Annotated in this window: 8 protein-coding genes and 1 pseudogene; 4 read left to right on the top strand and 5 right to left on the bottom strand. The window is 64.7% G+C overall.

All coding sequences use genetic code 11. From position 1 onward, the window contains the following. Positions 1 to 41 precede the first annotated feature (41 nt). The 4 genes and pseudogenes from ACE10X_RS12795 to ACE10X_RS12780 all read right to left on the bottom strand — a co-directional run bounded on the left by ACE10X_RS12795 (position 42) and on the right by ACE10X_RS12780 (position 7054). Entirely contained in the window at positions 42 to 860 is an 819-nt protein-coding gene (locus tag ACE10X_RS12795) for an aldo/keto reductase (protein ID WP_038386513.1), read from the bottom strand. Positions 861 to 1021: 161 nt separating this feature from the next. Further along, a pseudogene (locus ACE10X_RS12790) lies at positions 1022 to 2601 on the bottom strand (alkaline phosphatase D family protein). 308 nt (positions 2602 to 2909) lie between these two features. Next, on the bottom strand, positions 2910 to 3341 hold the full coding sequence (locus ACE10X_RS12785) for a hypothetical protein (protein ID WP_304556587.1): 432 nt from the start codon (positions 3339 to 3341) through the stop codon (positions 2910 to 2912). Positions 3342 to 3580: 239 nt separating this feature from the next. After that, positions 3581 to 7054: an indolepyruvate ferredoxin oxidoreductase family protein gene (locus ACE10X_RS12780; protein WP_038386516.1), complete on the bottom strand. Its 3474-nt coding sequence runs from the start codon at positions 7052 to 7054 to the stop codon at positions 3581 to 3583. Positions 7055 to 7287: 233 nt separating this feature from the next. Between ACE10X_RS12780 and ACE10X_RS12775 the strand changes: the two genes are divergently transcribed. From ACE10X_RS12775 to ACE10X_RS12760, 4 genes are all read left to right on the top strand, one after another. Next, the gene (locus ACE10X_RS12775; protein ID WP_304556589.1) at positions 7288 to 8238 is read left to right on the top strand and encodes a hypothetical protein; all 951 of its coding nucleotides are present in this window, start codon (positions 7288 to 7290) and stop codon (positions 8236 to 8238) included. Between the two features lie 47 nt (positions 8239 to 8285). Further along, positions 8286 to 8840, top strand: a complete 555-nt coding sequence (locus ACE10X_RS12770; RefSeq protein WP_038386519.1) for a carboxymuconolactone decarboxylase family protein — start codon at positions 8286 to 8288, stop codon at positions 8838 to 8840. 1 nt (position 8841) lies between these two features. Further along, positions 8842 to 9642 carry an SDR family NAD(P)-dependent oxidoreductase gene (locus ACE10X_RS12765; RefSeq protein ID WP_038386520.1) on the top strand — a complete coding sequence of 267 codons (801 nt, stop codon included), beginning with the start codon at positions 8842 to 8844 and terminating at the stop codon, positions 9640 to 9642. Between the two features lie 260 nt (positions 9643 to 9902). Beyond that, on the top strand, positions 9903 to 10121 hold the full coding sequence (locus ACE10X_RS12760; protein WP_016845043.1) for a hypothetical protein: 219 nt from the start codon (positions 9903 to 9905) through the stop codon (positions 10119 to 10121). A gap of 36 nt (positions 10122 to 10157) precedes the next feature. On the opposite strand, the gene ACE10X_RS12755 is transcribed toward ACE10X_RS12760, so the two are convergent. After that, the gene (locus ACE10X_RS12755) at positions 10158 to 13340 is read right to left on the bottom strand and encodes an efflux RND transporter permease subunit (protein ID WP_038386521.1); all 3183 of its coding nucleotides are present in this window, start codon (positions 13338 to 13340) and stop codon (positions 10158 to 10160) included. Positions 13341 to 13342 lie beyond the last annotated feature (2 nt).

The following is a 13342-nucleotide window of genomic DNA, read 5'->3' as shown; positions in this document are numbered from 1 at the left end:
GGAGCCATTTTTTCTTTTCTGCTTCCTCGCGGCCAGCGGCCTCAATCCCACGCCGGCGCAAACCCCGGATTGACGCAGCGCATGTCCTTGCGCAGCGCCGCAATCGCCTTGCGGTCCTCGTCGTCGAGCTTGACCTTCAGTGCGTCGAGATTGGCCTTTTGGCTTTCGGCGCGCGAGGCTTTCGGAATAGCCACCACGCCATCCTGATCGAGCAGCCATTTCAGCGCCACCTGCGCCGCGGTCGCATCGTGCTTGCTGCCGATTTTCGCCAGCGTCTCGTCGGTGGCGAAGCGGCCCTGGGCGAGCGGACAATAGGCCACCAACGGGATCGATTTCGCGGCGAGATATTTGCGCACCGGCGTCTGGTCCAGCATCGCGTGATACTCGATCTGGTTGCAGGCGATCGGCGCCTTGATGTCCTCGACCACGGTCTTGAGCAGCGCGGTGGTGAAATTGGCTACGCCGATCGCGCGGGTGCGGCCTTCCTCCTTCAGCTTCATCAGCGTCTCGAAAACGGCAGGCAGCTTCATGCTCCGCGACGGCCAGTGCACCAGATAGAGATCGACGTGATCGAGCCGCAGCTTCCTCAGGCTGGCGTCGAACGCTGTCCGGATCGCATCCGGCGCCAGGTTCTCGTGCCAGACCTTGGTGGTCACGTGCAGGTTCTTGCGCGCGACATTCGATGCCGCGATCGCCGCCCCGATCGCCTCTTCATTGCCGTACATCTCGGCGGTGTCGATATGCCGATAACCGAGCCCGAGCGCGCTCTCGACCGCCGCGCGGCAGGCGCCGCCCTGCATGCGGAAGGTGCCGAGCCCGAGCTGCGGCAGGCTGATGCCCTGTGTCTGCAGATTTTCCATGGATAGCTCCTGACGCGTGGGACGCCGATGCCATCGACGACGTCACGCCAGCAAATCGTTTCGTGGGAATGAAATTGGCAGGACTGCGCAGTCTGCCCGCAAACCCGCCCGTCGGGCAAGACGCCGGCAATCAAGATGTCGCGACGGGATCAGAGACGGTGCTAGATGTGTTGCGCCATGATCTGGCCGGGCCGCGCGTCCGGCCGAGGCTCGATATCGACCGACCAGAGATCGTGGTTGTCGACGTCCTTCAGCGTCACCCGCATCACGCCGGTCTTGCCGTCGATGTCGACGCGGCCGAAGAATTGCAGGCCGAAGCACGGCGCGAGATTGTCGCCCTGCTCGGCCGAGCAGCCCTTCTGGTACATCGCCTTCGGGCCGAAGGTGTTGTCGAGCTCGCCCGGCGACCAGGTGCCGGCGTGCAGCGGACCGGAGACGAACTCCCAGAACGGCTCGAACTCCTGGAACACCGCGCGGTTCGGATCATAATGATGCGCGGCGGTGTAGTGCATGTCGGCGGTGAGCCACACCGTATTGCCGACCCCGGCGCGCTTCATGAAGGACAACAGATCGGCGATCTCGTGCTCGCGCCGCGCGGGGGGCCGTCGCCGAGCGCGACCGCATCCAGGCTGACGAGGCCGATCGGCAGGTCCGCCGCGATCACCTTCCACACAGCGTCCGACGCCACCACCTCCCGCTTCAGCCAGGCAAGCTGGCTCTGGCCGAGGATGCGGGCCTGGTCCGGATCGCCCTGCTTGTTCCAGCTGGAATCGCGGTACGAGCGCATGTCGATGATGAAGACGTCGAGCAGAGGCCCGTAGGGAATCTTGCGGTAGACGCGGCCATCGCGCTCCGGCATCAGCCGCATCGGCATGAATTCGTGGAAGGCGCGGCGTGCCCGCGCCACCAGACGCGAGCTGCCGTCCGCGTCGTAACCGGTCGCATCGGCGGTGCCAAGCGGCGACCAGTCGTCGGCCACCTCGTGGTCGTCCCACTGCGCGAACATCGGCACCTCGGCGTGGAAGGCGCGGAAATTCTCGTCGAGCCAGTTGTATTTGTAGTTGCCGCGAAACTGATCGAGGCTCTGCGCGACGGCGGATTTCTCCTCGGTGACGATGTTGCGCCAGACCTCGCCGTTCGGAAGCTTCTGCTCCGGCGGCACCGTGCAGTCGGCATAGATGTGATCGCCGGAATGGATGAAGAAGTCCGGGCGCTCGTCCAGCATGGTGCGGTAGCTGCGCAAACCGCCGCGCGCGGGGTCGATGCCCCAGCCCTGCCCGACGACGTCGCCGGACCAGACGAACGAGACCGGACGCCGATCCGCCGGTGCGGTGCGGAAATGCCCGATGCCGCTTTCGCCTGATGTGCCGTCGCGGTCCTCGAAGCTGACGCGATAGAACAGATCCTGGCCCGGCGGCAGACCGTCGAGCAGCAGCTTGGCGGTGAAGTCGCGCTCGGGCAGCGCGTCGGCGGTCGCGGCGCGCAGGATGGTGGCGAAGCTTTCGACAGCCGCGCATTCGATGCGCATCCGCGCCGCGCGATCGGCACGGGCCCAGATGACAGCGGAATCGCTGGCGAGGTCGCCGGACTGGATGCCCGCGATCGCGGGCCGATCCGCGGCGCGGCTCAGATATGGTCTTGCCAGCGCGCCGAATCCCGCCAGCGCCGCGGTCGACGCCGAGCGCACCAGAAGCTGACGCCGGGTGAGGCCTCGCCGCCTCGCGGAGTTCGCTGTCGGCATCGAATAACCTTCGTCGAATCGCAACGAAGGTTTTGCCTGCGCTCCTTGACTCCGGCCTTACGGTTTCTTGACTCTCCGCCGACGGTTTTGCGACGGCGGGATGACTCGGCCGCGTCGATTGGAACGCAGCACGCCGAGCATTCGATCTAATCCCGTCATCCTGAGGCGCGAGCGGAGCGAGCCTCGAAGGATGAATCGGCCACAGACGGGGCCGTCCATCCTTCGAGACGGCCGCTTCGCGGCCTCCTCAGGATGACGGGCTCAACATTCTTGTGGATGCGCACGTGGATTTGCGCGAGAGCGCCGTCTCACCGATGCCAGTTGCAGATGCCGCCGGTGCGGCACGGCCAAGTCTGGATCCGTGTGTCGCGGGCCTCCGCATCGAACGGGTTCGAGTGGCGGCGCGCGAGCTTGGCGCGGGCGGGAACGTGCGCGGCCGCGCGCTTCCGCTCACGCGGCGCGGTTACCCCGGTGGTCCGCACGGCTTTCTTCGGCGCGACTTTCGTCTCCTCGACCTGCGGCTCGACATTCGCATGCTGATCGGGACCATGGTCGGCCTTCGCCTCGACCGGAACCGGCTCGAACTGCGCCGGCGGGCCAAGCCGCTTCGGCGACAGCACCGCCTTGGAGAGATCGAGGCTGAAGAACTCGCTGGGGCCGTACTCGTCGGCCAACGCCACGCCGCCCCAAGTCAGGCACGCGGTGCAAACGATTGCAACAAAAGCCTTTTTCAGGACCATCAAACGGCCTCCTGAAATCACTCGAACAGAACAGCCATCATGTAGGGGGCCCGGCCGCGCGAATCCAGCCGCTGTTTGCGGGCAGGGTTACCGGTCAACCAGGGCGGCCGTGGAAGGTTCCCCAATCGCCACCTGTAGCCCTTTCCGTTCCGATGGAATCGGAACGTGGCTCCAGATTCTTGTTCTGACGCGTTTTCTTAACGCGAACCGGTGGCCACTTCGCTCGAAAACGCTCTGCCCTATTCGGCCGCCTGCGCCAGCGGCTGGTCGATCGTGCGCTCCAGCCGCGCGCATTCGGTGCGGTAGCGGGCGACGTTGCCTTCCTTGATGTGGCCATAGCCGCGCACGAGGTCCGCAGCCTTGGCCAGCGCCACCAGGCGCGGCAGGTCGAGCGGCTTCTTGCCATCGAGATGACGCAGGATCATCGCCGAATACTCGACCGGCAGCGCGCGCTCCATCTTGCGCTCCGCGGTGTAGCCGAAAATGTCGAAGGCGGTGCCGCGCAGGCCCTTCAGCTTCGCGAGCATGCCGAACGCGGTAAAAATCCACGGACCGAATTCACGCTTCTGCAGCCGCCCGGTGACGGGATCGCGCTGGGCCAGCAGCGGCGGCGCCAGCAAGACCTTCAGACCGGAATTGCCCTCGAACTGCTCCCTCAAGGCCTTGCCGAACTCGCCGTCGGAATAGAGCCGCGCGACCTCGTATTCGTCCTTGTAGGCCATCAGCTTGAACAGGCCCTTTGCGAAGGCCTCGGTCAGGTCCTGCGAGCCAGGCGCGGCCGCCGCCTCGGCGGTGCGGACGCGCGCGACGTCGTCGAGATAGCGCTTGGCGTAGGCCGCGTCCTGATAGTCGGTGAGGAATTTGGCGCGGAAGGCGATCGCCTCGTCGAGCGTCTTCTTGGCCGGCGCGGCGCCGGCGCTCTTGAAGCGCGCGGCGCTGACCACGCGCTGCAGGTCGTGCGCGGCGAGCCGGCCCCAGGAGAACGCGGTCTTGTTCATCTCGATAGCGGCGCCGTTGAGCTCGATCGCCTTCAGGATCGCTTCCAGCGACAGCGGGATCGCGCCGCGCTGAAAGGCAAAGCCGAGCATGAAGGCGTTGGTGGCGATGCTGTCGCCCATCAGCGCGGTGGCAAGCCCCGTCGCATCGAGGATGTCGAGATCGCCAGGTGTCACCGCTCCGTTCAGCGCATCGCGCATCGAGCTGGCTTCGAAGTCGATATCGGGATCGATCACGAAGCTCGCGGTCGGCAAGAGATCGGCGTTGACGACGGCGCGGGTGACGCCGCGCTCGGCTCGGCTCAGCGCCGGCACGCTGGTGGTGACGACGAGGTCGCAGCCGAGGATCAGGTTGGCGTTGCCCGGCGCGATGCGCACCGTGGTCAGCATGTCGGAGGCGGGCGCGAGCCGGACATGGCTCATCACGGCACCGTTCTTCTGCGACAGGCCGGTGAAGTCGAGCGTCGAGCAGGCGAGTCCCTCGACATGTGCGGCCATGCCGAGCAGCGCGCCGATGGTGATGACGCCGGTGCCGCCGATGCCGGTGATCAGGATGTTGTAGGGATTGCTCAACGTGGCGACAGGCGGCGTCGGCAAATCGGCGAACAACGCCTTGGGATCGGCGGCGGTACGGTCGGCCTTACGCAGCTTGGGATCCTGCACCATCACGAAGCTCGGGCAGAAGCCCTCGATGCAGGAGAAATCCTTGTTGCAGTTCGACTGGTCGATGCGGCGCTTGCGGCCGAGTTCGGTCTCCAGCGGCTGCACCGAGACGCAGTTCGACGCCACCGAGCAGTCGCCGCAACCCTCGCAGACGCGCTCGTTGATGAAGACGCGCTTGGCCGGATCGGGGAACAGCCCGCGCTTGCGGCGACGGCGCTTCTCGGCGGCGCAGGTCTGGTCGTAGATCAGGACGGTGAGGCCTTCGATCTCGCGCAGGGTGCGCTGCACGGCATCGAGCTCGCGGCGATGATGAATGGTCGCGCCGGGAGGGAAATAATTGGCGGGATATTTGTCGGGATCGTCGGAGACGATCGCAAGCCTCCTGGTGCCCTCGGCGGCGACCTGATGCGCGATCTGCGACACCGTAAAGCCGCCCTCGGCCGGCTGGCCGCCGGTCATCGCCACCGCATCGTTGTAGAGGATCTTGTAGGTAATGTTGACGCCGGCCGCGGCCGCCGCACGCAGCGCCAGCAAGCCGGAATGCGTGTAGGTGCCGTCGCCGAGATTCTGGAACACATGCTGTTCGCTGGTGAACGGCGCCTGTCCGATCCAGCTCACCCCCTCCGCGCCCATATGCGAGATGGTCTGGGTGTTGCGGTTCGGCACCGACAGCGCCATGCCGTGGCAGCCGATGCCGGCCATGGCGCGGCTGCCCTCGGGAATCTTGGTCGACGAGTTGTGCGGGCAGCCCGAGCAGAAATACGGCGTGCGCTGCAGCTTCGCGGTGCCCGTGCCCTCGGCTGGGCGATCGAACGCCTCGAGTTTTGCCAAACGCTGCTCCAGCAGCGGGCTGCGGTGACCGAGCCGGCGCAGCCGCGCCACCACAGCGGCGGCGACCATGGTCGGCGTCAGCTCGCCTTCGCTTGGCAGCAAGGGAGCGCCGCTCTCGTCGCGCTTGCCGACCACCGAGGGACGCTTCGCGGCGTCCATGTTGTAGAGGATGCGGACCAGCTGGTCCTCGATGAAGCCGCGCTTCTCCTCGACGACAAGCACATCCTGCAGGCCCTCGGCGAAGGCGCGCGCGCCGCGCGCTTCGAGCGGCCAGGTCAGCGCCACCTTGTAGATGCGCAGGCCGAGCGCCTGCGCATCGGCATCGGTGATGCCGAGATCGGCGAGCGCCTGGCGCAGATCGAGATAGGCCTTGCCGGTCGCCATGATGCCGAGCCGTGCCGGCTTGGAATCCAGCACGATGCGATCGAAGCGGTTGACGCGGGCGAAGGCCGCGACCGCCTCCATCTTGGGCCCGTGCAGCCTGCGCTCGGCCTCCAGCGGCGGATCCGGCCAGCGGATCGAGAGCCCGCCCAGTGGCATCTCGAAATCGTCGGGCGTGATGATCTTGATGCGATCGGGGTCGCTGACGATCGAGGCCGAGCTTTCCACCGTCTCGGAGATCGCCTTGAAGCCGACCCAGCAGCCGGAATAGCGCGACAGCGCGAAGCCGAGGATGCCGAGGTCGAGATAGTCCTGCAGCGTCGCCGGATTGACCACCGGCATCAGCGCCGAGGCAAATACCTGCTCGCTCTGATGCGCCAGCGTGGAGGATTGGCAGCCATGGTCGTCGCCGGCCAGCGCAATCACGCCGCCGTTCGGCGAGGTGCCGGCGGAATTGGCGTGCTTGAGCGCGTCGAGCGAGCGGTCGACGCCGGGGCCCTTGCCGTACCAGATACCGAACACGCCATCGACCTTGGCGCCGGGGAACATGCCGACCTGCTGGCTGCCCCACACCGCGGTCGCCGCCAGATCCTCGTTGAGGCCCGGAACGAAGGCGATGTCGTGCTCCTTCAGGAAGGATTTCGCCCGCCACAGCGCGTGGTCGTACATGCCGAGCGGCGAGCCGCGGTAACCGGAGATGAAACCGGCGGTGTTCAGCCCGTGAGCGCGGTCGCGTTCGCGCTGCAACATGGGCAATCGGACCAGCGCCTGGGTACCGGAGAGGAAGATTCGTTTCGTATCCAACCGGTACTTGTCGTCCAGTCCAACTTCCATCAACGCCATCAGTTTCCCCGTCAGTCAGCCACGCCGGTCCGAACCGGTCTCATTATCTTCGGAAATGATCATGCATCAGCATGCACTGATTTTGTTATGCATGAACAGCCCCGTTCCATGGCCGCAGCACATATCTCATGTTGCGCATGCGGGGCCTTGTTGCTCTGCGAGGCTTTGTTGCTCTGCGAGGCTTGCCGAACCCCGGCATCTTTGAAACGGTGGCGCGCAAAGGGAGACCAAGGATGATTACAGTCGAATCCGCATTCACGACGGAAATCGTGGAGAACGGCGATCTGCTGGTGGGTCCCTGGCGCAGCCCGAAGCAGATGCTGCAGGCCCAGACCTACGATTCCCACGCCTCGATTCACGACGATGCAACGGCGCAGAAGCTCGGCTTCCGCGGCGGCACGATCGAGGGACCGACCCATTTCAGCCAGTTCGCGCCGCTGTGCGAGCGGATCTGGGGCCGCGCCTGGTTCATGACGGGATGCCTCTCGGCGCACTACCGCAACCCGGTGTTCGAAGGCGAAGAGGTGCAGGCCCAGATCGAGAAGCCGAAGCCGGGGCAGACCGTTTGCACGATCGGGATGATCAAGCGCGACGGCACCGAGATCCTGCGCGGCACCGCCTCGATCGACGGCGACGGCACCGAGACGGCGCTCAGCCGCCGGCTTGGCGAATTGAAGCCGCTGACCGATCCCGTCATCCTCGCCGACATCAAGCTCGGCATGAAGACGCCGCGGCAGGCGATCAAGATGGATTTCGACCAGAACATGGGCGACCTCTATCCGTTTTCGCTGGCCGACAAGCTCAAAGTGATCACCGAGCCGTCGGACTACTATTCGCTGGAGCACAATCCCTGGGGCCGCGCCATCATCCCGATGGAGATGCTGAGCGTGCTGTTCCAGTACCGCGCGCGCGAGGACCGGCTGCCGGTCCGCGGCCCCGCGGTCGGGCTGTTCGCCGACCAGGAGATCCGTCTTTTGCGCGGGCCGCTATTCCCCGGCGAGACCTATTGGGTCGAGCGCGAGGTCGTGGCGCTGTCCGGCAGCAAGCGCACCGAGAGCATGTGGGTGCGCTCGACGGTGTTCGATGCCGACAACGCCTTGGTTGCGACCATGCTGCTCAACGGCGCCAGCATGAAGGACTCCTACGCCAACTACGCCAGTGAGCACAAAGCCCTCTACGGCTGAAACAACAGCCGCCTCTTCCGCAAGCCGCCGAACCAAGGACAACAACAATGGCCCGCCTGCCCTATCTCGAAGCCGATCAGGTCGCTCCCGAATATCGCGACATGCTCAAGCGCAACACCAATCTGCACAAGCTCCTGGTGAACTCGCCGGACATGGCGCGCGCCTTTAACGGCGTCGGCAGCTATATCCGCTTCAAGAGCAAGCTCGATCCGCGCTTACGCGAACTCGCGATCCTGCAGGTCGGCTGGCTCGAGCAGTCGGAATACGAGTTCACCCACCATGTGAAGATCGGCAAGGAGTTCGGCGTCACCGACGAGGACATCCGGGGCTTGATCGCGGAGACCGATGGTAGACCCTCGAAGCTCGAGCCGCTGGCGAAGACGATCCTCAAAGGCGCCCGTGAGATGGTGCGCGAGCTCGCGATGTCGGATGCGACCTTCGCCGAGATCAAGCAATATCTCTCCGACGAGCACATGACTGACCTCGTGCTGACGATCGCGTTCTACTGCGCCGTGGTGCGCGTGCTCGCCACCATGCAGATCGACAACGAACCGCACTACAAGGAGGTACTGCAGCAGTACCCGCTACAGGGAGTGAAGTGACATGCGCCTGCAAGATCGCGTCGCCATCGTCGTCGGCGCCGGCCAGAGCCCCGGCGAGGGCATCGGCAACGGCCGCGCCACCGCGCTGACCTTCGCGCGCGAAGGCGCCAGGGTGCTGTGCGTCGATCACAATCTGGCTTCGGCGCAGGAGACGGTCGACCTGATCGCGGCCACAGGCGGGACTTCAGTCGCCTTCAAGGCCGACGTCACCAAAAATGCCGACATCAAGTCGATGGTGGCGGACGCACATGTCCGTTGGGGCAGTGTCGACATCCTGCACAACAATGTCGGCGTCAGCCTCTCCGGCGGCGATGCCGAACTGCTTGATATCACCGAGGAGGCGTTCGATCGCTGCGTGGCGATCAACCTGAAGAGCTGCATCCTCGCCGCCAAGCACGTGATCCCCATCATGCGCACGCAGCAGCGTGGCTCGATCATCAACATCTCGTCGATGGCCGCGATCACGACCTATCCCTACGTCGCCTACAAGGCGACCAAGTCGGCGATGATCGCCTTCACCGAACAGCTCGCCTACCAGAATGCGCAATATGGCATTCGCGCAAACGTGATCCTGCCGGGATTGATGAACACACCGATGGCGGTGGACACGCGCGCCCGCGAATTCAAGAAGAGCCGCGCCGAGGTCGAGGCTGAGCGCGATAGCAAGGTGCCGCTGCGTCACAAGATGGGCACCGGCTGGGACGTCGCCAATGCCGCGCTGTTTCTCGCCTCCGATGAGGCCAATTTCATCACAGGTGTGACGTTGCCGGTCGATGGCGGCGCAAGTGTGCGTCGCGGTTAACCGCGACGACTAACCCGATTAATCCAGGTGATTAACCCGGTTAATCGAGACGATTAACCTATGTGACGATGTGCAGTTAATCACTGTGACGACATCACGCGTCAATGCGCCGCAATGATTCGAAAAAATTGAAGTATTCCAATGACACGGCGATGTGACGACGCGTCCACATAAATCGAAATCCTGACTCGTTGTGGTCGCACGAAATTCATCTGCGCTCTGTATCTCGCACGCCAAGAACTCCTGGAGTGCCTAGACCGATGAGCGAAGAATTCGAACTCAGACCCGATCAGTGGGATGCGCTGAAAGCGTTGCGGGCCCCCGCAGCAAACCCTTCACGGCTGAACCGCTTTGCTGTCGAAAGCCTGGTCACGCTCGGCTATGTTGCGGTGCGAGGAGACTCGTTTGAGCTGACGCCCGCGGGCCGCAAGGTGCTGGTCCGCGGTTCGTCACTGCTGCTGCTCGATATCGCAGCCTGATCCTTCGAAGCTGACATCAAGCTTACACACGCGGCATCATGCCGCGTGTGCTTTTCCGGGGATGGTCGTCTCGCCGTGCTGCGTCAACGGCTTCATCCCGGTGAGGCTGCGCAGCAGCACATAGAACACCGGCGTCAGGAACAGGCCGAACACCGTGACGCCGATCATGCCGGAGAACACCGCGACACCCATCGCGCGCCGCATCTCCGAGCCCGCGCCGGTCGACAGCACCAGCGGCAGCACGCCCATGATGAACGCCATCGACGTCATCAGGATCGGCCGCAACCGCAGCCGGCTCGCCTCGATCGCGGCACGGATCGGTGACCACCCGGCGAATTCGAGCTCGCGCGCGAATTCGACGATCAGGATGGCGTTCTTGGCCGACAATCCGACCAGCACGATCAGGCCGATCTGGGTGAAGACGTTGTTGTCGCCCTTCGACAGCCAGACCCCGAACATCGCGGCCAATAGCCCCATCGGCACGATCATGATGATCGAGAGCGGCAGCGCCAGGCTTTCATAGAGCGCGGCGAGCACCAGGAACACCAAGAGGATCGCCAGCGGAAACACCCAGATTCCGGAATTGCCGGCGATGAACTCCTGATAGGTCAGGTCGGTCCATTCGAAAGCGAATCCGGGCGGCAGCGTTTCGGCCGCGATCCGCGTCGCCGCCTCCTGGGCCTGACCGGAGGAATAACCCGGCGCCGCAGCGGCGTTGATGTCCGACGACAGGAAGCCGTTGTAGCGGATCGCACGCTCCGGCCCCGCGCTCTGGCGGACCTTCAGCAGCGCCGACAGCGGCACCATGTCGCCCGACGACGAGCGCACCTTCAACTGCCTGATGTCGTCGGCACGCGCGCGGAACGGCGCGTCCGCCTGCACATAGACCGAATAGGTGCGGCCGAATTTGTTGAAGTCGTTGACGTAATAGGAGCCGAGATAGATCTGCAGCGTGTTGAAGACTTCCGTGACCGGCACGCCGAGCTGCAACGCCTTGGTGCGGTCGATGTCGGCGAACAGCTGCGGCACGTTGACCTGGAAGCTCGAGAACACGCCGGCGATCTCCGGGGCCTTCTGCATCGCCGCCATGAACGCCTTGGTCGCGTCGTTCAGCGCCTCATAGCCGAGGCCCGCGCGGTCCTCGATCTGCAGCTTGAAGCCGCCGATGGTGCCGAGACCGTTGACCGGCGGCGGCGGGAACATGGCAATGAAGGCATCCTGGATGCCGGCATATTTCTTGTTCAGCGCCGCCGCGATCGCCGGACCACTGAGCGAGGGATCCTTGCGCTCGTCGAACGGCTTCAAGGTCGAGAACACGATGCCGGCGTTGGAGGAGTTGGTGAAGCCGGAGATCGACAGGCCGGGGAACGCCACCGAGCTTTCGACGCCGGGCTGGGTCAGCGCGATGTCGCTCATCTTGCGGATCACTTCCTCGGTGCGGTCAAGCGTCGCGCCATCGGGCAGCCGGGCAAAGCCGACCAGATACTGCTTGTCCTGGCCCGGCACGAATCCACCAGGCACCTGCTTGAACAGCACGCCGGTCAGGCCGATCAGCAGCACGTAGAGGCCGATCACCACGGCCTTGCCGTAGATCACCTTGGTGACGGTGCGGCCGTAGTTCTCGGAGGACTTGGTAAAGACCTTGTTGAAGCCGCGGAAGAACCAGCCGAGCGACCTTTCCATGACCCGGGTCAGCCAGTCCTTCGGCTCATGATGGCCCTTCAGCAGCAGCGCCGACAGCGCCGGCGACAGCGTCAGCGAATTGATCGCGGAGATTACGGTCGAGATCGCGATGGTCAGCGCGAACTGCTTGTAGAACTGTCCGGTGAGGCCGGAGATGAAGGCGAGCGGCACGAACACCGCGATCAAGACCAACGCGATCGCGATGATCGGGCCGGACACTTCGCGCATCGCCTGGTTGGTGGCGTCGCGCGGCGACAGGCCGGACTCGATGTTGCGCTCGACGTTCTCGACCACGACGATGGCGTCGTCGACCACGATGCCGATCGCCAGCACCAGGCCGAACAGGCTGAGCGCGTTGATCGAGAAGCCGAACACATGCATCACCGCGAAAGTGCCGACAATCGACACCGGGACCGCGATCAATGGGATGATCGAGGCGCGCCAGGTCTGCAGGAACAGGATCACGACCAGCACGACGAGCGCCACCGCCTCGAGCAGCGTGTGGATGACGGCCTCGATCGACGAGCGCACGAATTGCGTCGGATCGTAGACGATCTGGTACGACACGCCTTCCGGCATGTTCTTCTTGATCTCGGCCATCGTCGCGCGAACATGGTCGGAGATCTCCAGCGCGTTCGAACCGGGCGCCTGGAAGATCGGGATGGCGACCGCCTGCTTGTTGTCGAGCAGCGAGCGCAGGCCGTATTCGGAGGCGCCGAGCTCGACCCGCGCGACGTCGCGCAGCCGCACCACTTCGCCGGCCGAACCGGTCTTGACCACGATGTCGCCGAACTGCTCCTCGGTCGACAGCCGTCCCTCGGCGTTGACGGAGAGCTGGAGGTCGATGCCCTTGACGCTGGGCGAGGAGCCGACCACGCCGGCGGCGGCCTCGACGTTCTGGGCCTGGATCGCGCGCACGACGTCGCTCGCGGTCAGCGAATGCTCGGCGGCCTTCTGCGGGTCGACCCAGACTCGCATCGAATAGTCGCCGGCGCCATAGAGCTGGACGTCGCCGACGCCGTCGATCCGCGCCAGCCGGTCCTTGACGTTGAGCACCGCGTAGTTGCGCAGATACGTCATGTCATAGCGGTTGTTCGGCGACAGCAGATGCACGACCATGGTGAGGTCGGGCGAGCTCTTCTTGGTGATGATGCCGAGCTGGCGCACCACGGCCGGCAGGCGCGGCTCGGCCTGCTGCACGCGGTTCTGTACCAGTTGGGTCGCCTTGTCGGGGTCGGTGCCGAGCCGGAACGTCACCGTCAGCGTCATCGCGCCGTCGGTGGTCGCCTGGCTCGACATATAGAGCATGCCTTCGACGCCGTTGATCTGCTCCTCGATCGGGGTCGCGACGGTCTCGGCGATCACCTTCGGATTGGCGCCGGGATAGGTCGCGCGCACCACGACCGACGGCGGCACCACGTCGGGATATTCAGAGATCGGCATCGCCAGCAGCGAAATCAGGCCGGCCAGGAAGATCAGGATCGAAAGCACGCCGGCGAAGATCGGCCGGTCGATAAAGAATTTTGAGAGATTCATGG

Source organism: Bradyrhizobium sp. Pha-3 (assembly GCF_042258325.1).
Taxonomy (GTDB): domain Bacteria; phylum Pseudomonadota; class Alphaproteobacteria; order Rhizobiales; family Xanthobacteraceae; genus Bradyrhizobium; species Bradyrhizobium elkanii.
Note: the sequence above shows the minus strand (reverse complement) of the source record. Positions and strands in the feature narration are given on the sequence as shown.